Origin of the sequence: Corallococcus sp. EGB, from assembly GCF_019968905.1 — a bacterium.
Classification (GTDB): domain Bacteria; phylum Myxococcota; class Myxococcia; order Myxococcales; family Myxococcaceae; genus Corallococcus.
This window is the reverse complement of record NZ_CP079946.1, coordinates 3,982,719-4,008,657: the sequence shown is the minus strand read 5'-3', so window position 1 is coordinate 4,008,657 and position 25,939 is coordinate 3,982,719. Positions and strand designations below refer to the sequence as shown.

General features: G+C 68.9%; 28 protein-coding genes and 1 tRNA gene. 8 read left to right on the top strand and 21 right to left on the bottom strand.

Annotated features, from left to right (window positions below; genetic code table 11):
- The first annotated feature begins 21 nt into the window (after positions 1-21).
- Positions 22-1,539, top strand: coding sequence for a hybrid histidine protein kinase/response regulator SinK (gene sinK / locus KYK13_RS16935; protein ID WP_223645564.1), 1,518 nt, complete (start codon positions 22-24; stop codon positions 1,537-1,539).
- Positions 1,540-1,629: 90 nt separating this feature from the next.
- On the opposite strand, the gene groL is transcribed toward sinK, so the two are convergent.
- Positions 1,630-3,273, bottom strand: a complete 1,644-nt coding sequence (groL, locus tag KYK13_RS16930) for a chaperonin GroEL (RefSeq protein WP_223645562.1) — start codon at positions 3,271-3,273, stop codon at positions 1,630-1,632.
- 180 nt (positions 3,274-3,453) lie between these two features.
- The gene (locus KYK13_RS16925; protein ID WP_223645561.1) at positions 3,454-3,810 is read right to left on the bottom strand and encodes a response regulator; all 357 of its coding nucleotides are present in this window, start codon (positions 3,808-3,810) and stop codon (positions 3,454-3,456) included.
- A gap of 89 nt (positions 3,811-3,899) precedes the next feature.
- Between KYK13_RS16925 and KYK13_RS16920 the strand changes: the two genes are divergently transcribed.
- A complete protein-coding gene (locus tag KYK13_RS16920) occupies positions 3,900-4,973 on the top strand; it encodes a metallopeptidase family protein (RefSeq protein WP_223645559.1) in 1,074 nt (357 codons plus the stop codon).
- Between the two features lie 29 nt (positions 4,974-5,002).
- Positions 5,003-5,287, top strand: a complete 285-nt coding sequence (locus KYK13_RS16915; protein ID WP_223645558.1) for a hypothetical protein — start codon at positions 5,003-5,005, stop codon at positions 5,285-5,287.
- Between the two features lie 10 nt (positions 5,288-5,297).
- Here the strand turns inward: KYK13_RS16915 and KYK13_RS16910 are convergent, their stop codons facing one another.
- Positions 5,298-6,599 carry a hypothetical protein gene (locus tag KYK13_RS16910; RefSeq protein ID WP_223645557.1) on the bottom strand — a complete coding sequence of 434 codons (1,302 nt, stop codon included), beginning with the start codon at positions 6,597-6,599 and terminating at the stop codon, positions 5,298-5,300.
- A 292-nt stretch (positions 6,600-6,891) separates the two neighbouring features.
- Between KYK13_RS16910 and KYK13_RS16905 the strand changes: the two genes are divergently transcribed.
- A tRNA-Sec gene (locus tag KYK13_RS16905) sits at positions 6,892-6,990 on the top strand.
- 154 nt (positions 6,991-7,144) lie between these two features.
- On the opposite strand, the gene KYK13_RS16900 is transcribed toward KYK13_RS16905, so the two are convergent.
- The 14 genes from KYK13_RS16900 to KYK13_RS16835 all read right to left on the bottom strand — a co-directional run bounded on the left by KYK13_RS16900 (position 7,145) and on the right by KYK13_RS16835 (position 20,239).
- Positions 7,145-7,495: a DUF2019 domain-containing protein gene (locus KYK13_RS16900; protein WP_161666642.1), complete on the bottom strand. Its 351-nt coding sequence runs from the start codon at positions 7,493-7,495 to the stop codon at positions 7,145-7,147.
- On the bottom strand, positions 7,492-9,003 hold the full coding sequence (locus KYK13_RS16895) for a hypothetical protein (RefSeq protein ID WP_223645556.1): 1,512 nt from the start codon (positions 9,001-9,003) through the stop codon (positions 7,492-7,494). Before KYK13_RS16895 ends, KYK13_RS16900 begins: the two co-directional genes overlap by 4 nt.
- Entirely contained in the window at positions 8,993-10,324 is a 1,332-nt protein-coding gene (locus KYK13_RS16890) for a hypothetical protein (protein ID WP_223645555.1), read from the bottom strand. The genes KYK13_RS16895 and KYK13_RS16890 overlap by 11 nt, the downstream gene beginning before the upstream one ends.
- A 134-nt stretch (positions 10,325-10,458) precedes the next feature.
- Positions 10,459-11,703, bottom strand: coding sequence for a protein kinase (locus KYK13_RS16885; RefSeq protein WP_223645554.1), 1,245 nt, complete (start codon positions 11,701-11,703; stop codon positions 10,459-10,461).
- Positions 11,704-11,876: 173 nt separating this feature from the next.
- The gene (locus KYK13_RS16880) at positions 11,877-13,712 is read right to left on the bottom strand and encodes a serine/threonine-protein kinase (protein WP_223645553.1); all 1,836 of its coding nucleotides are present in this window, start codon (positions 13,710-13,712) and stop codon (positions 11,877-11,879) included.
- A gap of 10 nt (positions 13,713-13,722) precedes the next feature.
- Positions 13,723-14,625, bottom strand: coding sequence for a DUF2381 family protein (locus KYK13_RS16875; protein ID WP_223645552.1), 903 nt, complete (start codon positions 14,623-14,625; stop codon positions 13,723-13,725).
- A gap of 95 nt (positions 14,626-14,720) precedes the next feature.
- Positions 14,721-15,017: a hypothetical protein gene (locus KYK13_RS16870; protein ID WP_223645550.1), complete on the bottom strand. Its 297-nt coding sequence runs from the start codon at positions 15,015-15,017 to the stop codon at positions 14,721-14,723.
- Positions 15,014-15,520 carry a hypothetical protein gene (locus KYK13_RS16865; RefSeq protein WP_223645548.1) on the bottom strand — a complete coding sequence of 169 codons (507 nt, stop codon included), beginning with the start codon at positions 15,518-15,520 and terminating at the stop codon, positions 15,014-15,016. Before KYK13_RS16865 ends, KYK13_RS16870 begins: the two co-directional genes overlap by 4 nt.
- 26 nt (positions 15,521-15,546) lie before the next feature.
- Positions 15,547-16,116: a M15 family metallopeptidase gene (locus KYK13_RS16860; protein ID WP_223645546.1), complete on the bottom strand. Its 570-nt coding sequence runs from the start codon at positions 16,114-16,116 to the stop codon at positions 15,547-15,549.
- Positions 16,117-16,156: 40 nt separating this feature from the next.
- Entirely contained in the window at positions 16,157-18,559 is a 2,403-nt protein-coding gene (locus tag KYK13_RS16855; RefSeq protein WP_223645545.1) for a fibronectin type III domain-containing protein, read from the bottom strand.
- Between the two features lie 3 nt (positions 18,560-18,562).
- Positions 18,563-18,751, bottom strand: coding sequence for a hypothetical protein (locus KYK13_RS16850; RefSeq protein WP_223645544.1), 189 nt, complete (start codon positions 18,749-18,751; stop codon positions 18,563-18,565).
- 231 nt (positions 18,752-18,982) lie between these two features.
- Positions 18,983-19,366 carry a phage tail protein gene (locus KYK13_RS16845; protein WP_223645543.1) on the bottom strand — a complete coding sequence of 128 codons (384 nt, stop codon included), beginning with the start codon at positions 19,364-19,366 and terminating at the stop codon, positions 18,983-18,985.
- Positions 19,367-19,400: 34 nt separating this feature from the next.
- Positions 19,401-19,826 carry a phage tail tube protein gene (locus KYK13_RS16840; RefSeq protein ID WP_223645542.1) on the bottom strand — a complete coding sequence of 142 codons (426 nt, stop codon included), beginning with the start codon at positions 19,824-19,826 and terminating at the stop codon, positions 19,401-19,403.
- A 14-nt stretch (positions 19,827-19,840) separates the two neighbouring features.
- A complete protein-coding gene (locus tag KYK13_RS16835) occupies positions 19,841-20,239 on the bottom strand; it encodes a hypothetical protein (RefSeq protein WP_223645541.1) in 399 nt (132 codons plus the stop codon).
- Positions 20,240-20,359: 120 nt separating this feature from the next.
- Here KYK13_RS16835 and KYK13_RS16830 point away from each other — a divergent pair, with 120 nt between their 5' ends.
- A complete protein-coding gene (locus tag KYK13_RS16830; RefSeq protein ID WP_223645540.1) occupies positions 20,360-21,589 on the top strand; it encodes a serine/threonine-protein kinase in 1,230 nt (409 codons plus the stop codon).
- 81 nt (positions 21,590-21,670) lie between these two features.
- On the opposite strand, the gene KYK13_RS16825 is transcribed toward KYK13_RS16830, so the two are convergent.
- Positions 21,671-22,066, bottom strand: a complete 396-nt coding sequence (locus KYK13_RS16825; protein WP_370645423.1) for a minor capsid protein — start codon at positions 22,064-22,066, stop codon at positions 21,671-21,673.
- Between the two features lie 80 nt (positions 22,067-22,146).
- Between KYK13_RS16825 and KYK13_RS16820 the strand changes: the two genes are divergently transcribed.
- The 3 genes from KYK13_RS16820 to KYK13_RS16810 are packed head-to-tail and all read left to right on the top strand — an operon-like array spanning position 22,147 to position 24,398.
- Complete coding sequence (locus KYK13_RS16820; protein WP_223644095.1) at positions 22,147-22,461, top strand: IS66 family insertion sequence element accessory protein TnpB; 315 nt, start codon at positions 22,147-22,149, stop codon at positions 22,459-22,461.
- Between the two features lie 4 nt (positions 22,462-22,465).
- The gene (gene tnpB / locus KYK13_RS16815; protein ID WP_223644096.1) at positions 22,466-22,831 is read left to right on the top strand and encodes an IS66 family insertion sequence element accessory protein TnpB; all 366 of its coding nucleotides are present in this window, start codon (positions 22,466-22,468) and stop codon (positions 22,829-22,831) included.
- Positions 22,832-22,877: 46 nt separating this feature from the next.
- Positions 22,878-24,398 (top strand): IS66 family transposase, encoded by a 1,521-nt coding sequence (locus KYK13_RS16810; RefSeq protein ID WP_223644097.1) that lies wholly within the window; start codon positions 22,878-22,880, stop codon positions 24,396-24,398.
- A gap of 113 nt (positions 24,399-24,511) precedes the next feature.
- Here KYK13_RS16810 and KYK13_RS16805 read toward each other — a convergent pair whose 3' ends face one another.
- From KYK13_RS16805 to KYK13_RS16795, 3 genes are read right to left on the bottom strand one after another with little or no spacing between them, the layout of a single operon-like run.
- Positions 24,512-24,835 carry a hypothetical protein gene (locus KYK13_RS16805; protein WP_223645537.1) on the bottom strand — a complete coding sequence of 108 codons (324 nt, stop codon included), beginning with the start codon at positions 24,833-24,835 and terminating at the stop codon, positions 24,512-24,514.
- Entirely contained in the window at positions 24,835-25,494 is a 660-nt protein-coding gene (locus KYK13_RS16800) for a hypothetical protein (protein WP_223645535.1), read from the bottom strand. The genes KYK13_RS16805 and KYK13_RS16800 overlap by 1 nt, the downstream gene beginning before the upstream one ends.
- A gap of 4 nt (positions 25,495-25,498) precedes the next feature.
- Positions 25,499-25,933, bottom strand: coding sequence for a hypothetical protein (locus KYK13_RS16795; protein WP_223645533.1), 435 nt, complete (start codon positions 25,931-25,933; stop codon positions 25,499-25,501).
- Between the last annotated feature and the right edge of the window lie 6 nt (positions 25,934-25,939).

Here is a 25,939-nt window from a genome sequence, read left to right as displayed (position 1 = left end):
GCCTCCGCCATGCTCCCTCGCATGGAGACCCCCTCGCCGCTCACGCAGCTGCTCCAGGCCCTGGACGCGGGGGACTTGGAGAAGGCACGGCTCGCGGCCGTGGCGCTGCAACGCGCCAACGCCCACACCCACCAGGTCGCCGCGGAGGTCCTCCACGAGCTGCGCCAGCCCCTCTTGGGCGCGAAGGCCTACGCCCAGCTCCTGGCCGAGGAGGGCGGCTCCAGCGGCCCGCTGAAGCTGCTGCTCGCGCAGGTGGAGCGGATGGAGCAGATCGTCTCCGACTTCATCCGCCTGGCCAGCGAGCGGCCGGCCCCGCAGCAGCGGCTGTCCCTGGCCGCGCCCATCTGGGCGGCGGCGAAGGTGTTCAGCGTGAACCCGGACTCGGCGCGCATCTCGCTGGAGGTGGAGGCCCCCGAGGACCTCACCGTCCAGGGCAACGCGCGCCTCATCGAGCAGCTCACGCTCAACCTGCTCAACAACGCGCGCGACGCCATGTCCGGCCGCGGCCGCGTGAAGGTGACGCTCGCGCGGGAAGGCGCGTCCGCGGCCCTCTACGTGTCCGACTGGGGCCCGGGCATCCCGGACGAGCTGCGCACGCGCATCTTCGAGCCCTACGTCTCCGCCAGCAAACGCGGCACGGGGCTGGGGCTCGCCGTCTGCCGGCGCATCGCCCAGGAGCACCACGCGCAGATTGCCCTGGTGCCGCCCACGACGCTGCGCGAGGTGCCGCCCCCGGCCACGGTGTTCCGCGTGCTCTTCCCGCCCACGGACGCGCCCCGCCCGCCGCGCAAGCGGCTCCTGGTGGTGGACGACGAGGGCATCATCCGGATGGTCTTCAAGGACCTGATGGACAAGGAGTGCGAGGTCATTGAAGCGGCCACGGGCGAGGCCGCGCTCGAAATCCTCCGCGCGTCGCGCGTGGACCTCATCGTCACGGACAAGAACCTGCCCGGGCTGTCCGGCCTGGAGCTGGCCCAGCACGCGCGCAAGCTGGACCCCGCGTCGCGCGTCATCCTGATGACGGGCTATCCCTCGCTGGTGACGACGCAGCAGGCGCTGCAGCTGGGCGTGGTGGACTACCTGCTCAAGCCCTTCGATGACATCCGCCAGGTGCGCGCGCTCCTGCGCCAGGCGCTGTACACGCCGGCCGCGCCGCCCGCCCCGGCCCCCGCCGCCACCCTGCGCCGCGTGGACGTGCTGGAGGACAACCCGGCCACCGCGCGGCTCATCTCCGAGGCGCTGACGCAGCTGGGGCTGGAGGCGCGCGTCGTCGCCAGCGCGGAGGTGCCCCCGCTGGAGCCGCCCGTGGGCGTGGTGGTGTCGTGGGACTTCGCGCCGGCCTACGGCAAGAAGGCGCTGGAGCTGGCGCGGGGCCTGAGCCAGGGCGCGCCCTTCGTCGTCCTGGCGGAACACCTCACCATGGACACGGCGCTGGCGTCCCTGCGCGCCGGGGCCGCCGCGTGCCTGCCCAAGCTGCTCTCCGACACCGCGGCGCTCAGCCGCGAGCTGGCCCTGGCCTTCAAGAAGACCCCGGCCTGAAAAAGACCCCGGCCCCGGGCGCCTCCGCATCGCGCGGAGGCCCACCGGGGCCGGAAGATTCCTACGGCGCTACGGAGCCTTCAGCGAGGCTCAGTAGTCCATGTCGTCGCCGCCGTACTCCGGCATGGCGCCGCCGCCCGCGCCGCCCTTGGCCTTCTTCTTCGGGCGCTCCGCGATCATCGCCTCGGTGGTGAGCAGCAGGGACGCCACGGAGGCGGCGTTCTGCAGCGCGGTGCGCTCGACCTTCGTCGGGTCGATGACGCCGGCCTTCTCCAGGTCCTCGTAGACCTCCGTGCGCGCGTTGAAGCCGAACGCGCCCGTGCCTTCCTTCACCTTGTTGATGACGACCGCGCCCTCGATGCCGGCGTTGCTGGAGATCTTGCGCAGCGGCTCCTGCAGCGCCTTGCGGATGATCTCCACGCCGAAGTCCTGCTCGCCGCCCAGCTTCAGGCCGTCCAGCGCCTTGAGGCTGCGGATGTAGGCCACGCCGCCGCCGGGGACGATGCCCTCTTCGACGGCCGCGCGGGTCGCGTGCAGCGCGTCCTCCACGCGGGCCTTCTTCTCCTTCATCTCCACTTCGGTCGCCGCGCCGACGTTGATGACCGCCACGCCGCCCACGAGCTTCGCCATGCGCTCCTGGAGCTTCTCGCGGTCGTAGTCGCTGGTGACCGTCTCGATCTGGGTGCGGATGAGCTTGATGCGGCCCTCGATGTCCGCCTTCTGGCCGGCACCGTCCACGATGGTGGTGTTGTCCTTGTCCACCGTGATGCGCTTGGCGCGGCCCAGGTCGTTGAGGGTCAGGTTCTCGTACTTGTGGCCCAGCTCCTCGCTCACCACCATGCCGCCCGTCAGCGTGGCGATGTCCTTGAGCATCTCCTTGCGGCGGTCGCCGAAGCCCGGCGCCTTCACCGCGGCCACGTTCAGCACGCCGCGGATCTTGTTCACCACCAGGGTGGCCAGGGCCTCGCCCTCGATGTCATCCGCGATGATGAGCAGCGGCTTGCCCGAGCGAGCGACCTGCTCCAGCACGGGGATCATGTCCTGCATCGACGAGACCTTCTTCTCGCTGATGAGGATGTAGGGGTCGTCCAGCACGACCTCCATGCGGTCGCGGTTCGTGACGAAGTACGGCGACACGTAGCCGCGGTCGAACTGCATGCCCTCCACCACGTCGAGCGTCGTCTCCAGGCCCTTGGCCTCCTCGACGGTGATGACGCCCTCCTTGCCCACCTTCTCCATCGCGTCCGCAATGATGGTGCCGATGGTCTCGTCGCCGTTGGCGGAGATGGTGCCCACCTGCGCGATGGACTGCTTGTCGGACGTGGGCTTGGAGAGCTTCTTCAGCTCCGCCACCACCACCTCCACCGCCTTGTCGATGCCGCGCTTGAGGTCCATGGGGCTGTGGCCGGCGGCCACCAGCTTCAGGCCCTCCTCATAGATGGCGCGCGCGAGCACCGTCGCCGTGGTGGTGCCGTCGCCGGCCTTGTCGGAGGTCTTCGACGCGACCTCCTTCACCATCTGCGCGCCCATGTTCTCGAAGCGGTTCTCGAGATCGATCTCCTTGGCGACGGTGACGCCGTCCTTGGTGATGGTGGGCGAGCCGAAGCTCTTCTCGATGACGACATTGCGGCCCTTGGGACCGAGCGTCACCGCGACCGCGTCCGCGAGGACCCGGACGCCACGCAGGATGGAATCGCGCGCGGACTGATGGAAGAAGATTTCCTTCGCTGCCATCGTAACCTCCGAAGATACTTGGGGAATTTCTGCGAATGGGGATGGCCGTTAGCACTCGGCCATGTCGAGCGCCAACATAAGGGCCGCATCGACGATGTCAACGGAAAGGGGCAGGCGTGTGGGGCTGAGGACGGCTTCCCGCCCGCCCGGACGGGGGGCCCGGGCAGGCGGGAATGGCGCCTACTCCGCGAAGCGCACGAGGTTGAGCAGCTGCCCCATGTCCAACGGCTTCTGCAGGGTGATGGCGACGCCCTTGCGCAGGCCCTTGTCGGAGATGTTGGCGTCCGTGCTGGCGGTCATCATCAGGACGGAGATGTTCTGGAAGCGGGGGTCCGCCTTCAGCATCTCCGTGAAGTGGATGCCGTCCAGGTGGGGCATCAGGTAGTCCGTGATGACCAGGCCCACGGGGTGACGCTCCATGATGTCCAGGGCCTGGAGCGCGTCCGACGCCGAGAACACGGTGTAGCCATGCATCTCCAGGTAGCGAGAGAGCATGGTGCACAGCTCGTAATCGTCGTCGACGACCAGGATGTTCACGGAGGTTCGGGCCGAAACGGGGCGGTGGAAGGTAACAGCGACGCCGGTCGTTGACAACGCGAAGGGCGGCTTCTTAGCTGCCTGCTCGTATGGCCAAGCGCATGGCGAAGCAAGGGGATCCGAGGGGCGTGGACGCGCGGCTGGAGGGGGTGGCGGACGCCTTCGAGGCGCGGGACTTCGAGGCCGCTCTCGCCAGCGTGGACGCCCTGCTGCGGGACGTTCCAGACTCACCAGAAGCCCTGCACTTCCGGGCCGCCGCGCTGGTGGAGGTGGGCCGCCTGGAGGAGGCGGGCAAGGCCTACGGCGCCGCGCTGAAGGCCGCCCCGGAGGACCTGGAGATCCTCTTCAGCGCCGCGGAGTTCCTCGTGTGCCGCACGGGCGAGGACCGCGAGGCGGTGGAGGAGGGACTGGAGTGGTGCGGCCGCGGCCGGAAGCTGGCGCACAAGCGGGACGACGTGGAGCTGGTCTACGAATTCCTCGTGCTGGAGGGCATGGGCCTCAACCAGTTGGGGGAATGCGAGGCCGCGCTCAAGAGCCTGGAGCAGGCGCTGACGCACATGCCGCGCTCGCCGGACGCGCAGCTGGAGCGGGGCATCGCGCTGTTCGAGCTGTGCCGCTTCGCGCCCGCGCAGGAGTCCTTCGAGCGGGTGCTGAAGGACGCGCCGGATGAGGCCTGGGCGCACCACTACCTGGGGCTGATCGCAGAGCGGCGCGGGGACGCGAAGGAGGCGAAGAAGCGCTTCGCGCGGGCGCAGGCGCTGGCGCCGGAGGAGCTGCCGCCGCCGGTGGCCTTGGAGGAGGCGGCGTTCGACCGCGCGGTGGAGGACGCGATGCGCGCCCTGCCCTCGCAGGTGAAGCAGTACATGGACAACGTGACGCTGGCGGTGGAGGACCTGCCGTCGGACGAGGACCTCCTGGGTCAGCAGCCGCCGCTGTCGCCGTGCATCCTGGGGGTGTTCCGGGGCACGCCCGTGGGCGAGCGCAGCGTGATGGACGCGGCGGATCACTTCCCGCCCTCCATCGTGCTGTACCAGAAGAACCTGGAGCGCTTCGCGCGCACCCGCGAGGAGCTCATCGAACAGATTGGCATCACGGTGATGCACGAGGTCGGTCACCTGATGGGTCTGGATGAAGACGACCTGTGGGAGCGGGGGCTGGACTAGCGCCGCTCTCCCCTGCCCTGATGCGCGCCATGCAAGCATGGATGAGGCTGGGGCTGATGGCGGTGCTGGGCCTGACGGGGTGCCTGGGCGGCGGTTCCGAGAACCCGAGCGTATGTCCGCAGGTGGTGGTCTTCGCGCGCTCGGACAGCGGGACGTGTCAGTCCTACTCGACGCCGTGCGACGTGCCGGAGGGCTACGTCAAGTGCTGCGGCGGGCTCTTCGGAGGCTGCGAGTCGGGGAAGGCCTGCGTGGATGATCCGTCCGACACGTGCACGCCCGGGCGCAGCGCGGACTGCCCGGGCATCTGCCAATAGGCGCCGCGGTTCAGGCGGCGCGCGAGCCCTTGTCCTCGAAGTAGGCGCGGCGAGCGCGGGCGCAGGTGGGGCACTGCCACTGCACCAGGGTGAGGTGGCGGTCCCCCAGGACCACGGCCTCGTGGCGGAGTGAGTCGCGAGGGGCCTCGCTGCTGGTCCCGCAGGCGCAGCGCAGCCGGCCCAGCGTGGACAGCACTTCCTGGGGACCGGAGATGGGGATGGCGGACCAGGCGCTGTCGCCCTGGTGGTCCGCGTCGAACTTTCGCGCGAAGGCGCGGCGCCGGCCCCATGCGCGCCCCTTGCGGAAGAGCTCCAGCGGGCCGCCCTGCGCGATGACGAACCACAGCCCGACGCACGTCGCGATGACGCCCAGGAGGATGGCGCCGGCCTCGCAGGACGGAGCGGGCGAGGCCTGGCGCCGGGCGGTACGGCCCCCGAGCTGGATGTAGTAGCCGCGCTGGTCCTCGGTGGCGCGCACGGCCTTCACGTACTCGGCGATGCGCTCGGGCGGGACCGAGTCCGCGGTGCTGCGGTAGCGGTAGTCGAGCAGCAGCGTCCGGCCGTCGACGCGGGTGTCGACTTCGAAGTGGAAGGCCGGGCCGTCCACGGCATCGTGGTCCGCGCCGTCCTGGAGCGCCTCGCCGGCCTTGAGTCGGATGCGGTGGCGGGCGAAGACGGGGTGCTCCACCTCCAGCGGGAAGGCGCGGTGGGAGTAGCTCGGCTCGGTGAGGTATCGGCGCAGGGCATGCGCGCCGAATTCCCGGCGACCGTCCGAGGACCAGAAGTCCTCGATGCGGTAGTGCTCGCGCAGGATGACCACGTTCTTCACGGCGTCGTCGTCCACCGTCATGGGCTGCGCGATGGAGATCTTCGCGTCCTTCTTCGCGTAGAAGTTGAAGTAGTAGCGGGACAGCTCGGACAGGGACGTGCTCGCGAGCGCGCGGCGCATGGAGTTGGCGGACTCCCCCGTGCGCGTGGTGACGACGTCGAGCGTCGCCGGCCCGTCGCGGTCCAGCGCGGCGTAGGTTTCGTCCACGAAGAGCGAGGGCTCCGTCAGCGTGGGCGAGGGAATGACCGAGAGCGCCGTGGTGCCGGGGGCGACGATGAGGGCCCGGCCGTAGGAGGGCGGTTCGTAGCTGTCGAGCCCCCCGCGCTCCAGCGTCGCCGTGGGGTCCACCCACAGCTCGCGGCCGGCCACGTTGCCGTGGACGAACGCAGTGGAGGTGGGGCGCAAGCCGTCCAGCAGCTGCGTGAGGTTCGTGTTCACGAGCGCCGGCTGCGCGTCGATGCCCATCCCCTTGAGGAGTGACACCAGCAGGAGCGACTTGTCCTTGCAGTCGCCGAAGCGGCGCTGGAGGACCTCGTCGGGAGACGGAGCGCTACCCGTCGCAGTTGCGGTGGGCGGGGTTCCAGGACGCGAAGGTGGAGTCGATTGCCGGCGACGTGTGCCCGGCGGTGAACACGGCGCTGGTGGAACTGCGGGGATGACGCCGGAGCAGTTCCAGTGGCCCGCGCTGTTCAACTGCGGCGAGTACGCCCTGGTCTCCGCGCGCAAGCCGTGACCATGGTTGACGGATTGGCGCGGAGCGGCGGTAATCAGAAGCGGTAGGGCCTCCGGACCTGGTGGCCGGCCCGGTCTTCAAAACCGGTGAGGGGCTGCGAGAGCAGTCCCTGGCGAGTTCGATTCCCGTGCCCTACCGCCAATGCTTCCGAGGGGTTACGCCCCCATACTGCCATCTTCGCAGTATCGGACCCGTCCAGCAGCGTCCGGTGGAGTCTACCTGATGTCGTTAGCGCGTCGTTAGCGGCAACGACCTGATGGGCCCCTTGAATCGCGTCTCCACGGGGTGATGGGCGCTACGCCGGGTCCAGGTTCCAGGCCCCCTCCTCCCATCGCTTCAGAACCTCTGATGCCTCAAACGCCGCCAACCCCTCCCCGCCTGCGGCGTGCTCCAGGACGGCCTTCGCTTCGTCAGTCCTGTAGCGGAGGAGATACGCCGCTGCTGCGACTCGTACGTCCATCCGAGAGTGTCTCAGTAGAACCGTGAGCGCTTCGCGACCTTCGTCCCCGAAGTCTCGGAGCTTCTTCATCGCAGTTTCGTACTTCTTTGCGTGCTTGTTGCCGGTCTTGGCATCTCCTCGGAAGATCGCGTCAGTCTGCGCCTCAACGTGATAGGCGAAGTCATCGACGAGTGCTGTAGGCGTCATCGCCAATATCCTTTCTTGATGTTCTCGATTGCCCGCAGACCGAACGCTCGTTGTGCTTCGAGTGACTGGGCACTCAGCCACTGCCTCACGGTCAGCGACTCTGCGCCGGTAATGAACTGGCGCTTGGACGAGTAGAATGCGCTCACCGAGTTATGAAGTGCCTTGTCGAGCGGGATGATGTTCTCGGTGTTGTGGAGCGCCTGCGGTCCGAAGCGTGCCGCGTTCCCGTCCGTCTGCTCCACGATGTGGTGCCACTCCTTGCCCTCCCCTGCTGGCCCCATGGCCCTCTTGAACGACTTGAAGGACGAGTAGCCCTTCGGCCCACTCGACGGCGCTGCACCCTGTGCGCCGTCACCGCTTCCGCCACCTGAACCCGCCGAATCCCCTGCCTTCAGAAGGATGATGGCCGCCCCCGGCCCTCCGCTCAACACCGACGCCGCGCGTCCTACTGGCACCGCGACGCGCTCGAACGCCAGCGCGCCCTCCGCTGACAGCGAGAGCACCGGCACCGTGGCTTCCGCACCCGCCGCCAAGCCCGTCAACGTTCGCGTCGTGGCCGAGGCCGCCCCCCAGGTCGCGATGACGTTCGTCGTCAGCCGCGCCACCTCGCGGACCTGCTCGCCCTGCGTCATGTACCGGAAGCGCTCCCAGTACTCGGGCGATGACGCGATGAGGGCCGCGACGCCAGCGGGCAGGTTGCCCAGCGCCGCGACGCTGTCCATGGGGCGGGAGAGGGCCTGCCCCAGCGCGTGGTACAGCTCCACGAAGGCATCCTGTGCCCCATCCAGCGAGCGACTGATGACGTCCGCGTCGCTGTACACCTCGGCCAGGGGACGCCAGTCCGAGGCCTGGAGCTGCGCGTCCACGGCGCGGAAGACGCCACCCTTGCCGCTGTAGAAGCGGCCCAGCTCGAAGCCGTGCGCACGGAAGGCACCGTCCCGCCATTCGACGCGTGCCACCTTCTGCTGCGTGTTTCCGTTGAGGGCCCATGCGAGGTAGCCATCCGGTCGGAGGACGGCCACCTGCTCCCGGGCGAATCGCTCCACGCGGCGCAGCAGCTCCTCGCGCGAGACTTCACCGCGCTCCAGTACCTCGCGCAGCAGGAAGCCCGCCGCCATGCGAGGCGGGAAGTTGCCCAGCGTCACGGGTTTCTGCATCAGCTGGCCCAGCAGCCGCGCGGCCTGCGTGGGCGTCAGCGAGCCGCCCGCCAGGGGACGCACGTCCTGGGCCTCCAGCCCGGCGTCCGTGAGCAGCTTCTCCCATGCGTCCTCTTCGGACGCGCTGCGCGACATGGCCTCACGCACCGGCCCTGCCGCAATGCCGACACTGGCCCCCGTCACTTCGACCACGGGGACATGGCGGCGTGGCAGCCGCCCCTCGCCCTCGAAGCCTGTGCCTCCGCCCACCGGGCCGCTCATGTGCAGCGTCCCGCGATGCCGCGCGGAGGGCATGGAAGCGCAGCCCGTAGTCAGCACCGCCAGGGCCAGCAGCAAGGCGTCAGCGCGCATTGTCCACCCCCAGCCCCACCGAGGCGAACGCGCTCGGCCGCAGCGAGCCCTCCCCCTCGGGGAACAGCAGCGTGCCGCCCGTCCCCATCACGTAGAGCTTCCCCCCGAGGAATCGCCAACGGACCTCGGTGGCCCCCAGGTAGCGCGCCCCAGGCTGCCCCATCCCCAGTCCCGAGCCCTTCAACGCCACTTCGAGGCTGCGCGCGAAGAGCTGTACCGCCACGCGCCCGTCCACGTCGAAGCGGCCCCAGTTGAAGGCTTCCACGCCCAGCGACAGCTTCAGGTGCTTGTAGAGGCCGCCATAGCTGACCGCATCCCAGCCCACCTCCGCCTCGCTGAAGACGGAATAGCCGTCTGGGAAGGGCGCCTCCGCCAGCGGCACACCCTCCGGGCCCGGCGCCTTGAAGCGCGCCAGCTCGTAGTCCGGGCCGAAAAAGCCTTGCCGGAAACCGCCGTGCTGACGGCGCACCTCCAGACGCAGCACCAGGTCCAGCGTCGAGGTGACGACGTCCAGTCCCGCTCCCGCCACCGCGCCCCAGGCCCCGCCTTCCCCAGGCCGTCCGCCCCAGCCCGCCGACAGGTGCACTTCGTACGTCGGCCGCACCACCACCACGGCCATGGTGTCCAGGTGCGCCAGCGTCGCCGAGGGCGCCCGGCCCCCGGCCTTGCCCCAGTCGTGCACCGCCGAGAGCGCCAGCGTGTACCGCGCCGCCTCGCGCGGCTTGCCGAAGAGGACGTGCTCCACGTCCAGGGAGAACTCCGCGCCCATGAGGCGCGCGCCCAGCAAGTCCGAGACGAAGGCTTCCGTGTAGAGCGGCCCCAGCGTCCCAGTGAGGAAGCCCCCCGCTGGGTGATAGTCGGGATTGCCCCGGTTGGAGTAGCGCCGCACGAGGTGCCCCGACAGCAGGCTGTAGTTCTCCATCGCGCCCAACCAGACGGCCAGCGGCGCATTCGGGGCGCCCAGCTTGAGGCCGCGCAGCACCTGCCCGAAGTCCGAGAGGCTATCCCAGTCCTCCCGCCGCACGAGGCCCGCCCCTTCTCCTCCTCCCCACAACCGCAACCGCAGCGGCGTGCCCAGGTTGACACCGAACTCCGCGCCTCCGTCGAGGATGAAGGTCGGCTCCACCTGCACGAACCCTTCATCCAGCCCCACGCCCGCGCGCGGCTGGAACATCAACGTCGTCGCCTCCAGGCGCGTCAGGTAGTGCCATGCGTTGGCCGGAGCACTCGCTGGCGGCGTGGGCTCCGGGACATCCTCCGCCCATGCGGCCACCGGCAACACCAGCCACAGCCAGACAGCCCACCTTCGCGTCATTCGCATACACGTCTCCCAGGAATGCCCCCAGCGAGGGGAGCAAAGGACACACGTCTGACGTTCAGCCCGGCACTGGCCGGCTTCGCGTCGCTGCTCAGGGTTGAGGGAAAGGGGTGCCGGCCGACTTGGGCCAGCGAGTGCTAATGCCGCGTCAGGCGCCGGGCGCCCGGCTGCGGCTCCGTCGTCGTCTCGTCCGCACTACGCAGGGGCCGGGGCTCTGTCTGGATGTCGTCCTGACTCGGTGGCGGAAAGGCCGGGACGATGCCGCCCTCGTCCTCCACCAAGTTCAATTCCTCCAGCGCTTCGCCTCCCTCCAGCATCGCCAACTGGACTTCCTTCACCGCGTCCGCCCCCGTGTAGGGCCCCAGACGTGCCAGTTGCGCGCGCAGTTCCACCTCCAGCGCCGCCGCCGTCGCGAAGCGAGAGGACGGATTGCGGCTCAGCAGCCGGAGGAAGACGGTGCGCAGCGACTTGGACAGCCCGAAGGCTGCCTCCTTCACGTCCTCGACCCGGTAGGCCATGGCGCACCGGAGCGCGTCCTCCATGAAGGGCGGAGGGTGTGCCCCCATGGACAGAGCCGTCATCTTCAAGGCCTTCAGGTACTGCTCCCGCGAGCGACGGAAGGGAGCATCCTCCGGGTGGATGTCGCCCGGGTCATACAGGTGCCGTCCCGTGGCGAACTCCAACAGCGTCAATCCCAGGGAGAAGAGGTCCGAGCGTGCGTCCGTCACCTCCCCTATCAGCGCCTCCGGTGAGGCGTAGATGACGTCCCCGACAGGGCGCGGCATCGTCGTGGACGGGCGCCCCTGGAGCAGGGAGAAGGCCACGCCGAAGTCCGTCAGGGCCACGCCGCCACCGGGCCGCAAGCGAATGCAGCCGGGGTTGATGTCGCGGTTGACGATGCCCAGGGGATTGCCCGCGTCGTCCGTGCGCGTGTGCGCATGCGCCAGGGCCGCCGCCACCTCTGCCCCCACGTAGAGGACGAAGGATTCGGAGAAGTAGCGCCCCCGAAGCTGGGCGATGTCGAGGAGGGTGTTCAGGCTGAAGCCCTCGATGTGCTCCATGACGGCGCCCAGGCCGTGCTTCATCTCGAAGAGGCCATGGACGCGGGCGATGTTGGGGTGCTGGAGGAATTGCGCCAGCCGCACCTCCTCTTCCAGTCGCACACGCGCCCGCTGGAACTTCTCCAGCACGGGCCCTTCCGGCAGGGGGACGCACTTCACCAAGACCTTGCCCTGGTAGCCAGAGGGGGTCCGGGGCCGGGCGAACAGCACGCGCTCCCCGTTGCGGCCGACCCCCAGTTCCTGGAAGAACTCGTAGGAGGTGTCACCTTGGCAAAAGAGGACCGTGCCCCCGGCGAACCGGGAGTCAGAACCACTGGACATGAGAGGGGCTCCTGAATGCCCGCGCGAGAGAGCCGCGCAAAGGCAGACGGAAAGCTACCTCCAGCCGCCTCCCCGCGTGAACGACGCCACAGGTCCTCAACTTCAAATTCTCCTGCTATTCCTGGAATGAGCCCCGCAACGCCAGAAACGCAACGAGTCGTTACTTTCCGGATTCAGGGCCAGCGCTCCACGACATAGGCAACCTGGACGCGAGAGTAGACGACAGCCCCCGGTTTGGAGCCCGCCCAGGCCTCCTGGGGGCCGTTCTTCCCAATCGCAAGACACACGGGAAGGGTGCGCCCATCAGGCAAGCGCGCTTCGGTGTAGCGGGCCAGCAGGAACGTCCCGTCTCCCGTCCACAACCGCCCATAGAGCACCGTGCCTTTAGGGATGCCTCGGGGACCAGTGGTGCCCTTGTAGACAACCCCTGTCACGGGGCCATCCTGGAACACTCCGTCATCGCCCGGATCGCCCGGCTGGCTCCTATCGATGGTGACGTTGAGGGAGGAACGCGTTGTCAAGAACAGCTCATCGAACATGGCAGTGCGCGCCTCCTCGGGGCACGCCCCTGATTCGGGACGAACCTGGGAACTGCTGGGGCAGCCAAGCTGCAAGGCCACGGCGGCGCTCACCGCAGCGCACTTCGCGAGGAACTCCGCCCTAGCGCTGGTGGCGGGGGCCTTCTTGTCCAGGGAGGTGGACGGGCTTGCGACGATGGGAGCACGCTTCACGGCGGAGCTTTCCTTCCGGACAGAATCAAGAGGGGGCAAAGCTACCCCAGGGGACGACGCGGTCAGCATGTCGCCCGCGTCAAGTGAGGGGCCCGCGTCCCCCGAATCGGTACGCGCGAGCGAAGGCACGAGGGAGGCGCCCCCCGCATCCCTTGGCGCGGCGGGCTCAGCCGAATGCACTACGACTTCCCTCGGGACAGGAGGCGGCGGCGTGGGGCGCAGCCACGCGAAGGCTCCCACCACCGCCGCCACGACGAGAAGGGCCACCCCGGCATCCACCGCCCTAGCGCGCCTCACGCGGCGCGCTGGGGGCGTCTCCTCGTTCGTGTTGGAGGCTGGGGCAGTTGGGGGCTTCATCGAAGGGATATGGACCGGCACGGTCCACTCCGGTCCTGCCTCGCCCGCAAGGGCTTCCAACTCGCGGCGCATCACCTCCGCCGTGGGAGGGCGTTCGTCAGGGCTTCGCGCGATGAAGCGCATCGCCACGTCACTGAGTCCCGCTGGCACCCGCGCGTTCAGGTCCCGGGCTTGCTGGGGCACCCACCGGCCTTCGACAGCGGCTTTCGGGGAACCGCTCGTGGGCTCCGGCGTCGTCAGCACGTCATAGAGGCAGACACCCAGCGCGTAGACGTCATCCGTCACCTTGAACTCATACCGCGCCCCCTTCTCGTCCCCATGCTCCTTCAGGAAGCGCGAGGCCTCGGGCGAGCGATAGCGGCGGGTGCCCGGCGGCAGGGGGGCGTCCGTCAAGTCCTCGGCGTGCGTGTAGTCGCCTGCGCTGAAGTCGAGGATGACGGGCTCGCTATCCTTGGCGCGCACCATGATGTTCACGAGCTTCAAGTCGCGATGGAAGACACCGCGACCGTGCATGTAGTCCATCGCGCACGCGAGCTTCTCGAAGACGCGAACCACCTCCTGCGCCGTCGGGTGCATCCGCTCCACCCACTCCGCAAGCGTGTAGCCCTCCACGAAGTCGAGGACGACATACAGCCAGCCCGTCCGAAGCTCCGGGAAGCGACCGTGGGCGTGGAGCCCGACGATGTTCGCGTGGCGTAGGTGAACGAGGCATCCCAGCTCACGCATCAGCCGCGCGTCCGCCTGTTCCGCATCCCCACTGCCAGGACGGTGCATGGCGATCTTCATCGCGAAGTGGTGGCCGTTCATCTCGACGCGGTAGACGGCACCGTAGGTGCCTGCGCCCAGCAGCTTCACAACGCGCCAGCCGTGAATCATGTACCCAGGCGGTAGCTGCGCGGGATGGTGGATAACCGTCAGCATGGCCGACCCTCTACAGCACTACACGAGGAACGAGAACGCGGCGCGCGCCCGACGAATCCATCAATTCCAGGAGGAACACTGTCCCCGCCTTCCAGGACACAACGTCCGTCTCCACCACGACTGTGCCGACTTCTCCGGGCCCAATCTGAGGCTGCTTCATGCGCACGCCGAGCACCTGCACTTGCACGCCTCCCGTTGAGCTAGTGAGGCGCGCCTCCGTGGGCATCCAGTGCGTCCTGCCACTATTCTTCACGTCCACGGACACAACTCCCCAGGAAGGAGCCCGGAGGCTAAAGCCATCCACGACATGCAACGAGGACCTCGCCTCCTGCTTCGATTGGGCTTCAACCTTGCTCGACGACACCCCGCCCTCATCGAGGAGCCCCTCCAAGGTGAGGCCCGCTGGGCTATGCACCTCGCTGCGCTCTCGAAGTGCCGCAAGCTCGGCATCCTTCGCTTTGAGTTGGGCACGCACAGCCGCCAACTCTGCCTGAAGGGCTCCAATCGACTGCGCCCGGCGGAAGACCTGGACCCGCGCATCAACCTCAGACGGGTGAGTCACCAGCATGAAAACCGCATGCTCGGGACGTGCGCCATCGGAGAACCTCACCCGGAGCCCCAGCCGCTCCCCGGCCCCCAAGTCTATGGCAGGCTCGAAGAGGAGGGAGCGCTCCCCGACGTCCACGAGCCGGAATCGCTCGCGCCCCTCCAGTTCCACGGAGGCCCGGTCCAACGACGCATCGAAGAGAAGCAAGGTGACGGCGCCGGCCGCGACGTGCAGCTCCGGCACGGGGTCCGAGGGGCTATCCGGAAGGGCGATGCGCCGCTCCTGGCGCTCGCGAGAGGCGGGGGCGGGTTGCGCAGGGGCGGCGGTTCCCAGCAGCAGGACGAGAAGGGCGGCAAGTCGCGGCAACGGAGGCTCTCCGACGCGGAACCGTACCAGACGGGAAAATCTCCATCGTCTGGAAAGGCCTTGGAGGCCTCCATTGCAGGTGGGGCGTTGCTACCTCACCTTGCGAGTCGTGCCGCCGCGAAGCCGACGCCCGCTCCGAGCACCACCGCCACCAGCACCACCACGGGCACGCGGGCGGACTGCCTGCGCAGCTCCGCGTTCTCGGCGTCCAGGCGCCGCAGCTCGCGGGCCGTGAGGACGCAGCGCTCCGTGGACAGCCAGCAGCCCTCGGACACCGCCAGCGTGCGCCCGTCCTGAAGCGTCACAGTGGCGCGGGCCACGTCCAGCACCTCGCCCTCGGCGTGCGCCGGCCCCGCGAGGGCAAGGGCCAGCGCGAGCACCAGGGGCCTCACGACTTGCTGCCGGGCGTGAGGGACTCCAGCGCGGCCACCGCCGCCGCCTTGCCGGCAATCTCTCCGGCTGCTGCCTCCCCCGCCTTCTGCACGGCCTCGGCCTCCGCGTCGCCGAAGAGGAGCGCCTTCACCACGGAGAAGCCTCCGGCCGCCCCGAGGCCGATGGCCACCGCCTTCAGCAGCAGCGCCACCGTGAAGGCTTCCTCCGCCAGCAGTGCGTTGGCCACCGCGCCCGCGACAGCCAGCAGCACCGCCAGCACCGCGCCCACCCGCGCCGTGCGCAGCACCGGCCACCAGGCCCCCACGTACCGGCGCAGCACGTAGACGAGGGCAACGACGGCAAGGGACGCGACGAGGGCCCAGTTGCGGGCCGTCACCGCGTCGAGGACGAGGCGCGCGAAGGCCTCCACGTTGCCAGGGTTCAGCGCGGTGGCCACCTGGGCGAAGGCGACAGCTGGGAGGAAGAGGGACAGGGACAGCACGACAGCAAGACGTCGAAGCATGGGCATTGCCTTTCGTGGGTGAGGAGTCAGGAGCCGAGCCGCGCCAAGGACGCAGCCAGCGTGGGGTTGCCAGCGCGCCAGTCGGGCCGCGCTCGCGTCGTGTCGAGGAAGCGCCAGACGGAGGCGAGCCGCTGCGCGTCCGTGGCGCTGGCCGGCTCCGAGAGGAAGAGGCCACGCACGGGCTGAAGCTGCGTGCCGCTCACGAGGCCGGGCCACTGGCAGTGCGGCGCATCTCCGAAGGAGCCGCCCCACACGAGGCCCGCGCGCCGCGTCTCCTCGCCGAGGACGGCATACGCAGCCGTGTCCCAACGCGGTTGGAGTCCCGGACGGTCCACGTCCGCATCGCGGCAAAAGTCCACGGCGAGGCCGTAGTTGTGGGCCGAGAGGCCCGCTGGGGCCGCGCGTCCGCCCTCGCCTCGGAGGTGCCGAGCGTGGAGGACCTCCTGCTCGGCGAACGTGGCGAAGCCGCGCGTGGCCACGTAGTCCGCGCCTCGCGCTCGGCAACGGGAAATGACTTCGGCCATCACCTCGCGGAAGGGCGGGTAGAGGGACGCCAGGGCGACGCGGGAGAAGAGTTCAGGGCAGGGAGTCGTCATTCCCCCTTTCAATGGGGGCAACTTCCCGCCGTGGCGCGCGCTACCCCTCCGCCCGGAAGCGCACCGCGTCCAGGCTCACCCAGGCCGTGCCCGTGGGCAGGCTGAAAACCTGGAGGCCTCCGTCCACGTTGAGCTGCGCCATGCCGAAGCCGTGGCTGGTGGGAAGCGCGAGAATCCGGTTGGTGCTGGGCCGGTAGCCAACCGGGAATCGGTACGCGTTCACGTAGCCCACCGTCCCAGGCCTCAGCAGACCGCGCGCCGCCACCTCGTTGTCTGCGCCCTTGTAGAAACCCAGCGGCCACGCCGCCGCGTCCCAGGCCGTCCACCCATTCGTGAGGTCCGAAATCTGCCCGGTGCGGATGGCCGCCCATGGCTCGACGAGTCCGCCCACGCGCTCCAACCGCACCGAATCGACGTAAACCCACGGCGCGCCCTGGGTGACGAGGGCCACGAGGCGCACCTGGACGTAGCGCGTGCTGGCCGGCGCGGTGTGGAAGCCCGTGAGGCGCTCCCAACCACTCGCGGAGAGGGCCTGCGTGGTGCTCGCGGTGGCCAGGACGTTGAAGGCCCCGTCGTACCAGACGAGCTGCACGGAGAGGCCCGCGCCCAGCTGCGTGGACTTCGCCAGGGCATCCACGCTGTACCTGTCCCCCGGCCGGGCTGTCATGGCCTGCGAGTCCAGCCGCGTGCCGTTCGCCACCAGCCGGACGGCACGCGCGCCTGTGTACGCGTCCGTCGTCACCTGCGCGTGCGCGCCCCAGAGGCCCACGCCCATCGTCCAGGCGTCTGGCGGCAGCTCCTCGAAGGATTGCGCCTCGAAGTCGGGGTTGGGAGGTGACTCGCCGAAGGCCACGCTGGGCTGCATGGCGGCGGGCGTGACGTAGCCCGTCGTCACCGCCACTTCCGCCGAGGGAGCGCCCAGGTTGCCCGAGGCGTCCCGGCCCACCACCCGGCAGAAGTACGTGGCACCGGGGCGCAGCTCGGACAGCTGGAAGCGCGTGGCCGAGGCGCGGCCCTGGAAGGTGGACTCCGAGGGCTGGAAGCCCGGCGCGCGCGAGGCATGCACCTCGTACTCGTCCCAGGCCGGGCCCGAGACGGCGGGCGTCCACGTCAGGCTGAAGCCCGCCACGCCCGGCACCGCCCGTACCGCCTGCGGAGCGGCCGGGCCCGTGAAGGGCGCGCTGGGGGCGACTCCGGGCCGGCTGTCCCGCTCCAACCACTCGCGCACGGAGGTGGACGGCTGCCCGCGCAGCACCAACCGCATGCGCGCCGTGCCGTCCGTAGCGCACTGGTGCTCCAGTTCCTGCACCGCCAGCCGCTGCGCCGTGTCCAGGCGCACGCCGTCCGGCTCCACGAGCACCAGGTCCGCGAGTTCCAGGCCCGGGTGCGGGTCCACCAGCAGCGACACCGTCAGGGGCGAGACGGAGAGGTCCGCGATGGCCGCGTCCGCGAGTCGCTGGGCCTCGGCCTGGGTGTCGATGTTGCCGGTGGAGTCCTCCGTCAGCTGCATCCAGCGGCGGCCCACCTGGGCACGCGCCGTGGGGTTGCTGGCCGTCACTTTCTTACGCTTCGCCACGCCCGAGGCGTCCAAGTCAAACTTGTCGCTGTAGACGACTTCCACGTCCGTGCGGATGTCCGCCAGCTGCCGCGTCACCGCGTCGAGGTTGCCGTACTCGTCCGGGCCATAGGCCCAGTTCTCCTCCACCTGGAGGCGGTTGGGCGCCGCCAAGGTGAGCGCGAAGGCCCCGGCCGCTGGCTGCCAGCGCATGCGGCAGTCCCATCCAATCTGCTGCGCGAGGGCTCGCGCCGCGTCCAGCACCGGCTCCACCTTCTGCACGTACCGGCCGCGCTGCGACATGGGGTCCACGGGCGTGAAGAGGGCGAAGGAGGAGAGGCCGTTGTCGTCCAAGAGGGACTGGATGATGGACTGCACGGCCACGCCCGCCGTGTCGTTGCCGTATTCGCGCTCCACCTCGATGAAGGTGTCCTGCAACAGGCCGCCCAAGTCGCGGCCCACGACGCGCAGCTCCTCGGGCCCTGCGTCCACCTCGTCAATGCGGCCCCAGAAGACCTCGAAGAAGTCCTCCTCCTTCGGAGCCATGGCCAGCGGTGCGAGGCCGAGTTCCACACGGAAGGAGGCGCCCTCCACCAGCAGCGGCGCGAAGCCACCCGAAGCGGATGTGTTGGCGAGGGACTGCACCACCAGCGGAGAGAGGGAGAGGCGCGCCCCAGCGGCGCCGCTGCGCACCAGGGACACCTCGGCCTCGGCCACGGGCGCGTCCAGCTTCTCGTTGATGCGCACGCCCAGCACCCAGTCGAAGCCCAGGAGGGTGCGCAGGTTTCGCCACTCCCCTGCCCCGTCGCGTACCCAGACGCGCGGGTGGGTGGAGTAGCCGGAAGGACTGCCCAGGAGGGCCGCCTGGAAGGAAGTGAGAGGCCTCATGCGTCAACGCTCCTGCAACTGGAAGTCGAACTCCTGCCCGAGGACGACGACTCCGCCCTCCCACCACTGCACCGCGCGCCCCGTGCCCACCCGGCCCAGCACCGGCAGCGGCTCGTAGAGGGCGGCGCCCGAGGCCCGGTGGTACGGGTACGACGCGCCGAAGGGCTCCCCAGCGGCGTGCCAGGGCGCCACCCACGACGCGGGCACCACCTCGGGAGGCCATGCGTCACCTCTTGCGCTTCCTGAAAACGGTTGTCGTCGTCGTTGGGCCGGCATGGGAGGCAGGGCCAGGGGCGCGCGAGGCGCGCACCTCCTCGGCCTCCAGCGCGCAGTGGGCCAGGAGGTGGACGACGTCCTCCCAGTCCCAGCCGCGCACCGCCTCGGGCGACTGGCCCGTCAGCTTCACCACCCCGTGCAACGCCCTCAGCTCGGGGTGGCCTCGGAGTTTCCCTTCGCGTCCTCCAGCGTCGGGCCCGCGAAGGCCTGGGCGAGCGCCCCCTGAATCTCCTCCAGCCAGGGCTCGTTCTTCACCTCGGCCACGTCGCCCTCAGCGAAGACGCGCGTGGCCGTGCCCGGGTGGTAGAGGCAGGCCACCGCGATGCGGGCAATCATCATCATCCCGGCGGACTCGTTGACGGGCTGCCTGTCCGGGCCCAGCTCGCCAGCGGCGCGCGCGGCGGAGAGGACGTCCAGCTTCTCGCCCAGCGTGGGACGGCAGACGTCGAAGTCCGCGCCGTCCAGGGTGACGCGCTGGTGGAGTGTGCGGCGGGTGCCCAGGGGCTTTCGGTGCGTGGTGGGTGCGGTCATGGTGGTGCCTCGGGTGTGAGTGGAAGGGGCCCGGCTACACAGGGACGGGTGCGCCCTGGCCGGAGAGGGTGGCGGAGAAGGTGACGACGTCCGAAGCGCTGCGGCCCTCCTCGTAGGACGTCACCTTCACCGGGTAGCGGTAGCCCTGCTCACCCGTGGGCGCCGTCTCGTCCTCGATGAGGGTGAAGAACACCGTGGCGTCGCTCTCGAAGCCGACGCGCAGCACCTGCTGGGGCGCGCTGCCCTTGAAGACGTGTCCCGACAGGGGAATGGAGAAGGACTTCCAGGTGCCCTTGGTGCGCTTGTAGCCGTCACCGCCGAAGTAGTTGGCGTCCACGGTGTCCTTCGCGCGGTTGACGGGTGCCTCCAGGACGCCGTCCAGCGCGTCCGCCTCCACGGGCGCGGTGTCCGTGGCGCGGATGTAGAGCTTGTCGAAGAAGGCCTCTCGGGGTTCGGGCATGGGTGCGACTCCAGTCATTGGGAGGGGAAGCGCTGCGCCAGGAAGTCCTTCAGGACGGCGGCCACGCGGCGGCGGCCAGTGCCTCGGGCGCGGCGGAAGGACTTGCGGAGGAAGTGCGGGGGCGACTGAAAGACTTTCGCGCCCCAGTGCCAACCCTCATGAATGGGGCCAGCGGCCGGGTGCTCGTAGCCCGCCGTCCACGTCGTGGAGAGGCGCGCCATGTTGTGGAGGGGGCCGCTCAGGAAGGCGGAGTCGCGCAGTCCTCCGTCCTCCACCGGCACGAGGAAGAGGGAGTAGTCCAGGGCGCGGCGGGCGATGTCCCGGCATGGGGCATCCAGCGCGCGCAACACCTCGACGGGCGAGCGGCGCAGGCGCTCCAGATTCAGGACATCGACTTTGACTCGAAGAGGCATTCACCTCTTCAATGGGGGCAAGGCGCGGGCTTGGCCTGGGACGTATAGGGCTTAGCCCTTACCCGCAGGCAGGCGCCATTAATCCAAATTAATCCAAGCGAAGAAGGAAACAGGATTCCAATGCCATTGAAATTCCCTGCCGAATGGCGTTTTGAGTCAGGACCAAACACCCCCAAAGTGCCTCCAGATCTCGTCAGTGAACTCCATACTCTGGCGATCGACATCGCCAATCAGCATGAATTCCCAAAGAGCATCATCGAATCCTTCAAAGCACGATTCGGGAGCCCATCCATCAGCTCATCGACAGACTGGGCAATTTCGGACCTAGACTCAGCAATGACCGAAAAATCGCCCAACGCGCCCGCCTTCATCGCATCGTTTTGGCAAGGACTGGAGGACGCACAAGCCGAGCAACTGGACATCCCCACGCCAAAGCAAGTCAATGCAATTCTAAGGAAGCACAAAGTGCCGTTCGAAATCCGACCCCCAAAAATCATAGCCACCGACGAATCACTAATCTTCGACACCAATGAATCCAAAACAACAGACAACCAAGACGGTCAATCCATCCACGCATACAAACTAGGAGAACGCATAGGCCAAGGCGGCTTTGGCTCAGTCTATATCGCAACAAGAAAGACCAGCATTGGCGAGTTTGAGTTCGCAATTAAAATCCTAGATCCAAGTCCACTCGGAGAGAACGACCCCGAGAAACTTCGCATCCGATTCCGACGCGAAATCAAATCAATACAAAAACTTCAGCATCGCGGAATCGTTCCATACTTCGATGCCGGCCTCGACCCAGGCGGACGACCGTACCTCGTGATGCCTCGCATTCACGGCAAAAACATTCGAGACGCAGCCATGTCAAAACCGTTCCGGACGCGAGTCAAACTGATGTCCGATGTTCTACTGGCCGTCGACTATGCCCACCAAAACAAAGTACTCCACAGAGACATAAAGCCGAGCAACATCATCGTCCGAAGCTCCGACGAACAGCCCATTATTGTTGACTTTGGAGCCTCCTACATTCTTGACAATCTCGATCGCGAATCAATCACCACAAGAAATATTGGTTCCCAAGGCTACATTCCTCCAGAAGTAATCGCGCTCCCTAAGACGCGAAACACGCTTCACGACATCTACTCCTGCGCCGTAATAACCTACGAAATCATCTCGGGACAGCTACCAAATCCTATTGAATACAGACCGCTGGCCTTAATCAACCCAGGCCTTGAACTACTTGACCCTGTGCTCATCCGGGCTCTGGGGCCTTCATCCAAGAGGCATCAATCAGCACTTGATCTTCGAGAGCACCTAAACTCCGTGATCAAGAAGCTAGAAGTCTAAACGAAAGTTCACGATTCTCGATCGGCAGGTAGCGGCCGTGGCCGGAAATTCGGCCTCAGCAGCAGACCAGACGACCGGGGCTCATGGTCTCTGGCTTAGACATCCGATCAGAAGGTTAATCATCCAGCAGTGTCGGTCCGCTCCATCCGTCCCCAGGTAGGCCGGTGCGCTCTCCTCCTCCGCGCGCACCACGGCGTAAGGGACGAGGGCCGACTGGTTGAGGGCCGCGAAGACGGCATGGGCGAGCTGCTGTCCGCCCTCGAAGTCCTCGCGCGCCGAGCGGACTCTCACCTGACAGCCCGGCGAGAGGTACGCCGCGCGCTCCTGGCCCACGTAGGGCTGGGGCCCCGCGCCGCCCGTCACCACCAGCGCCACGGCTCGGTTCGGCACGCCGCCGTCTGCCTCAGGCATGGGCGCCGTGAAGAGGTTGGCGTCTGGAGCAGGAGGACGCACCAGCCCAAGGCCCGCGCCCTCCAGCAGCTCCGCCGTAACCGTCCGGCCAACGACGTGCCGTGAGGGATTGCCGGGGTAGCGGGGCGCGGCGGACGCTGCTGGGCATGGCGAAGCAGGTGGAGAAGCCGGAGTGGGCGCGCATCGCGGAGGCCTTTGAGGCGAGCGGGCAGACGCAGCGGGAGTTCGCGTTGGCGCACGGCATGCGGCTGAGCACGTTGCAGTCGTGGGTGTACCGGCATCGGCGGTCCGCTCCATCGCGAGCGGAAGCCGTGCGGCTGTTGCCGGTGCGAGTGGCGAGCGCCCCCGCGGCGCCGGAGTCCCTGCTGGAGGTGGTGGCCACGAGCGGAGCGCGGGTGCGATTCGCGGTAGGCACCGACGTCGGTTACGTGGCCCGGCTCGTCGCCGCGTTGGGGCGCTGAAGCGATGTTCGCCCTGCCTGCGTCGGTGCGCGTGGTGCTGGCGATGGAGCCGGTGGACATGCGCAAGTCGATTGACGGCCTCATGGCGCTGGTGCGCACGGCGTGGGGCGAGGACGTCTACTCGGGGCACCTCTTCGCCTTCGTCTCCAGGCGAGGCGACCGCATCAAGGTGCTGACGTGGAGCCGGGGCGGCTTCGTGCTTCTCTACAAGCGGCTGGAGACGGGCCGCTTCCGGCTGCCGCCGGTGGACGCGGGCGCGCAGGCAGTGACGCTGGACGCCACGCAGTTGGCGATGCTGCTGGACGGCATCGACGTGGCCCAGGTGAGGCGCCAGCCCGCCTGGGCACCTCCCGGGCGTACGGGCAGCTGACGTGCCCGGCTCGGGACGCGGCGTGGCGCAGGCGTGTTGAGGTTGGGTGCCGCGCGAACTCCCTCAGGACCACTTCTGCCCCTGGCGTGAGGAAGCCGAGGAGCTCAAGGCCGAGGTGAGCCGCATTGGCGGGGAGGTGGACGCCCTCAAGGGGCAGCTTGCGGCCCTGCAGCGCCACGTCTTCGGCAAGAGGGCGGAGAAGCTGCCGACGGTGGCGGCTGAGTTGCGAGGGGACGCGGATTCGACGGCGGCCCAGGCCGAGGCCGCGAAAGAGAAGCGGCAAGAGAGAGCCGCCCGCAAGGCCGAGGGGGCCCCGGCGCGGGAGATTCGCCACGCGGTGCCGGCCGAGGAGCGCCACTGCCCGGCGTGCGGCAGCGAGGACTTGAGGCCCCTGGGCAAGGGCAAAACCTCGGTGGTGTACGAGTACGTGCCCGCCCGCTTCGAGAAGCAGGTGCACGTGCAGGAGGTGCTGGCGTGCGCGTGCGGCCGGGGCGTCGTCACCGCCCCGCCTCCGGCCCGGGTGGTGGACAGGGGCGAGTACGGCCCGGGCTTCCTCTCCCACGTGGTGACGTCGAAGTGCGCGGACGCCATGCCGCTGCACCGACTCGCCCAGCGGGTGGAGAGAAGCGGCGTGCCCATGAGTCGCAGCACCCTGACGGACCTCTTCCACCAGGCCGCCTCGGTGCTGCTGCCTCTTTCGCAGCACCTCCTGCAGTGCATTGCGTCCGCGGACGTGGTGTGGGCCGACGAGACGCCCATGCGCGTGCTGGACGTGAAGAAGACACGCCAGGGCTACCTCTGGACTTTCCTCACCCAGACGCCCGAAGGGCAGTGGCTCCTGGGCTACCGCTTCAGCCTCGGCCGGGCCAGCACGACGCCCAAGGACGTGCTGGGCGGCACCCGGGGCGCCCTCGTCGTGGATGCCTATACCGGCTACAACGCGGTGACGCTGCCCGAAGGGCGCGTCCGCGTCGGGTGTTGGGCGCATGTGCGGCGCCGCTTCTTCGAGGCGCTCCCCACCGCGCCCGAGGCCCGCGAGGCCTTGGACTTCATTCTGGCCCTCTACCGGGTGGAGGCGCTGGCCCGCGACGCGGGCGTCGTGCGCACGGACGCGCACCAAGCGCTGCGCCAGCAGCAGAGCCTCCCCGTCCTCTCGGCGCTGCGTGCGTGGATGGAAGCGCAGACTTCGCGCCATCTGCCCAAGGGGCCCATGGGCCAGGCCCTCTCCTACGCGCTGAAGCAGTGGGACGCCCTGACGCGCTTCTCTTCCGACGCGCGTCTGCCCTTGGACAACAACCGCTCCGAGGCGGCGCTGCGCAAGGCCGCCCTGGGCCGGAAGAATTTCCTCTTCGTCGGCCACGAGGCCGCAGGGCAGAACCTCGCCGGCCTCTACGCTCTCGTCGCCACCTGCGAGGCCAACCAGGTCAATCCCGAGGCGTACCTCGCGGATGTCCTGCTGCGGGTGCAGACGCACCCGAATGCGCGCATCGGTGAGTTGCTACCTCACGAGTGGAAGCGGCGACGCGCCGCTGACCCGCCCGAGTCACCCCTCCAGCCCAGTCCCTGACCAACTCGCTCCTCGCGGCGCCCGCTGAGCACGGTCGTGGTCCGTCTTCAATCCTTCCGGCACGTCACTGGCCGGACGGTTACGCTCCGCCAGCTCCGAAGCGATGTCCCGCATCAGAACCACACCTTCCGGAAGCGCACGGTCCCGGAGCCATCCACGAATTCGTCCACCGCCACCGGACGCCGAGCACGGTTGAAGTCCGCCACGTCCTCGCCCGGCAGCCAGACGCGGTGTTGCAGCGTCAAAGGCGCGTCCGTGTAGACGACGTGCGCGGACAGGTGCTCGTTGCCGTTGGCGTCGCGGATGAGGCGCCGCGAGGGCTGCACGCGCGCCCGTGCCGTCCCCACGGGCCCGAGCGCTGGCTTCCCGTGTGCGTCGCGGCCCGTCAGCACCGCGAAGGCAATGGACTGACGGAAGGTGTCCGAGGGCGACGCCATCAGCTCACCCGATGAATGACGTAGGGCGCGAGCAACGCCTGCGCGACACCGGGGATGGGGCTCTTCCCCTCTGCCTTCGCAGCGAAGTAGCTCACGGACCAATCGCCAATCGACTCACTGGCCACCATCGCGTCCACGCCGCGCGAGCGGTACAGCTGCACCGCCGTGAGGATGGCGGCCTCCTGCACGTCCTCCGGGAGCGTCACCACGCGCGAGGCGTCCAGGGCCCGCTGCCCCGGCGTCACGAAGCCCCCGTCGTAGACGACGCGGAGGCCGTCCTCGCTGCCCTGGAAGCTGTCCACTGTCTCCACCACCAGCCCGCCCGAGCGCGCCGTCATCCGCCACACGCCGTGCTTGCGGTACAGCATGCCGGCGTCCGCCAGCCTCCCATGGCTCTCGTACTCCTCGGCCGGCACGAAGGCCCCACCCTCCCAGACGCCCACCACCAGGACGACGGGCGGGCGCTCCAGGAGAAGCAGCGGGCGTCCGTAACCGGCCGGGTACTCCACGAGGCCCTGGCCGTACTCGAAGACTCGGCCGCAGTAGCCGGCAACAGCCCGGCTCGCCGCCGTGACGAGGGACTCCAGGCGCGGCGTCACCGCCACGCCCAGGTCCTCCGCCACGGTGGCGGCAAGGCAGAGGTCCGCAGGGTTCGCCATGGCCTCACACCGGCAGCGTCAGCGCGCCGCCGAAGACAACGAAGGCGCACGCCTGGAGGCTGGGCGTCGTCCCGCCCGTCAGCGCCGTGGCCTCTGCCACGCGGATGAACTGCTTCGCCGCGCCGAGGTCCACGTCTTTCTCCGCGAAGGCGTTGGGCGCCGTCAGCTGCACGGAGGCCGAGCCCGGCCCGGCTGGCACGTAGTCCGCCCAAGCGTCGGAGGCGCCGTTGTCGCTGGAGTGCTGGAGCTTCACCTCGTAGCCCTGCGCGGTGGGGCCGCCCGTCACCGCGCCCGTGGCCGCGACGAGGACGCAGCTCTCCCCGAGGGTGAGCCTGTCGTAGCCCGAGCCCTGGCGAGCCCCGGCAGGCAGCGCGGCAGGAGGGGTGCCCAGCCGGACCGCGACGTAGGCGCCAATCTGGCCAATGTGTGGAGCGCTCATGGTGTC

Excerpts from the sequence above, each read along its gene's own strand:
- sinK (WP_223645564.1), top strand. The coding sequence starts at position 22 with ATGGAGACCCCCTCGCCGCTCACGCAGCTGCTCCAGGCCCTGGACGCG.
- groL (WP_223645562.1), bottom strand. The coding sequence starts at position 3,273 with ATGGCAGCGAAGGAAATCTTCTTCCATCAGTCCGCGCGCGATTCCATC.
- KYK13_RS16920 (WP_223645559.1), top strand. The coding sequence starts at position 3,900 with ATGGCCAAGCGCATGGCGAAGCAAGGGGATCCGAGGGGCGTGGACGCG.
- KYK13_RS16915 (WP_223645558.1), top strand. The coding sequence starts at position 5,003 with ATGCAAGCATGGATGAGGCTGGGGCTGATGGCGGTGCTGGGCCTGACG.
- KYK13_RS16900 (WP_161666642.1), bottom strand. The coding sequence starts at position 7,495 with ATGACGCCTACAGCACTCGTCGATGACTTCGCCTATCACGTTGAGGCG.
- KYK13_RS16895 (WP_223645556.1), bottom strand. The coding sequence starts at position 9,003 with ATGCGCGCTGACGCCTTGCTGCTGGCCCTGGCGGTGCTGACTACGGGC.
- KYK13_RS16890 (WP_223645555.1), bottom strand. The coding sequence starts at position 10,324 with ATGCGAATGACGCGAAGGTGGGCTGTCTGGCTGTGGCTGGTGTTGCCG.
- KYK13_RS16885 (WP_223645554.1), bottom strand. The coding sequence starts at position 11,703 with ATGTCCAGTGGTTCTGACTCCCGGTTCGCCGGGGGCACGGTCCTCTTT.
- KYK13_RS16880 (WP_223645553.1), bottom strand. The coding sequence starts at position 13,712 with ATGCTGACGGTTATCCACCATCCCGCGCAGCTACCGCCTGGGTACATG.
- KYK13_RS16865 (WP_223645548.1), bottom strand. The coding sequence starts at position 15,520 with ATGCTTCGACGTCTTGCTGTCGTGCTGTCCCTGTCCCTCTTCCTCCCA.
- KYK13_RS16860 (WP_223645546.1), bottom strand. The coding sequence starts at position 16,116 with ATGACGACTCCCTGCCCTGAACTCTTCTCCCGCGTCGCCCTGGCGTCC.
- KYK13_RS16855 (WP_223645545.1), bottom strand. The coding sequence starts at position 18,559 with ATGAGGCCTCTCACTTCCTTCCAGGCGGCCCTCCTGGGCAGTCCTTCC.
- KYK13_RS16845 (WP_223645543.1), bottom strand. The coding sequence starts at position 19,366 with ATGACCGCACCCACCACGCACCGAAAGCCCCTGGGCACCCGCCGCACA.
- KYK13_RS16840 (WP_223645542.1), bottom strand. The coding sequence starts at position 19,826 with ATGCCCGAACCCCGAGAGGCCTTCTTCGACAAGCTCTACATCCGCGCC.
- KYK13_RS16835 (WP_223645541.1), bottom strand. The coding sequence starts at position 20,239 with ATGCCTCTTCGAGTCAAAGTCGATGTCCTGAATCTGGAGCGCCTGCGC.
- KYK13_RS16830 (WP_223645540.1), top strand. The coding sequence starts at position 20,360 with ATGCCATTGAAATTCCCTGCCGAATGGCGTTTTGAGTCAGGACCAAAC.
- KYK13_RS16820 (WP_223644095.1), top strand. The coding sequence starts at position 22,147 with ATGGCGAAGCAGGTGGAGAAGCCGGAGTGGGCGCGCATCGCGGAGGCC.
- tnpB (WP_223644096.1), top strand. The coding sequence starts at position 22,466 with ATGTTCGCCCTGCCTGCGTCGGTGCGCGTGGTGCTGGCGATGGAGCCG.
- KYK13_RS16805 (WP_223645537.1), bottom strand. The coding sequence starts at position 24,835 with ATGGCGTCGCCCTCGGACACCTTCCGTCAGTCCATTGCCTTCGCGGTG.
- KYK13_RS16800 (WP_223645535.1), bottom strand. The coding sequence starts at position 25,494 with ATGGCGAACCCTGCGGACCTCTGCCTTGCCGCCACCGTGGCGGAGGAC.
- KYK13_RS16795 (WP_223645533.1), bottom strand. The coding sequence starts at position 25,933 with ATGAGCGCTCCACACATTGGCCAGATTGGCGCCTACGTCGCGGTCCGG.